This window comes from Bradyrhizobium sp. LeoA1Lang (assembly GCF_055413685.1).
The window spans coordinates 1-387 of record NZ_JBVAPG010000536.1 but is presented as its reverse complement, the minus strand read 5'-3'; the positions used below and the strand labels follow the sequence as shown (position 1 = coordinate 387).

Genomic DNA, 387 nt, shown 5'->3' with positions numbered 1-387 from the left:
CTAGTGGTCTATCACAGTGATTTTGACTCTTTGGGGGTGGCTGGATAGGCGCGGCCGAGTTTGGCGCGAGCTTTGTCGGTTGTGAACATCCATTTGATTCGGGCTCGGGTTTTATTTCGCCGCCGTTGCCATGCCGCGATCTCGTTTCGGAGCCTTTTGGAGTCGTCGATGCGGCGGCCGAGACACTGGCGCTGAAGCACGCTGATCTCGCACTCAACCATGTTAAGCCAACTGGCGTGCTTCGGGGTGTAGTGGAATTCGAGGCGGCACAGGATGCGGCGGGCCTCGGCAGGCGCGAAGGCCTCATACAGCGCCCCAGGCTTATGGATCGACAAATTGTCCTGCACGACACGGATGCAGGCGGCGTCGGGATAATGGACGTCGACG

At 59.4% G+C, this 387-nt stretch carries 1 protein-coding gene; it reads right to left on the bottom strand.

Annotation, left to right across the window (positions count from 1 at the left end; all coding sequences use genetic code 11):
- Window positions 1-11 precede the first annotated feature (11 nt).
- Window positions 12-387: transposase (locus ACZYOF_RS44425; protein ID WP_463719678.1), on the bottom strand; the 376-nt coding region annotated here is incomplete at its 5' end.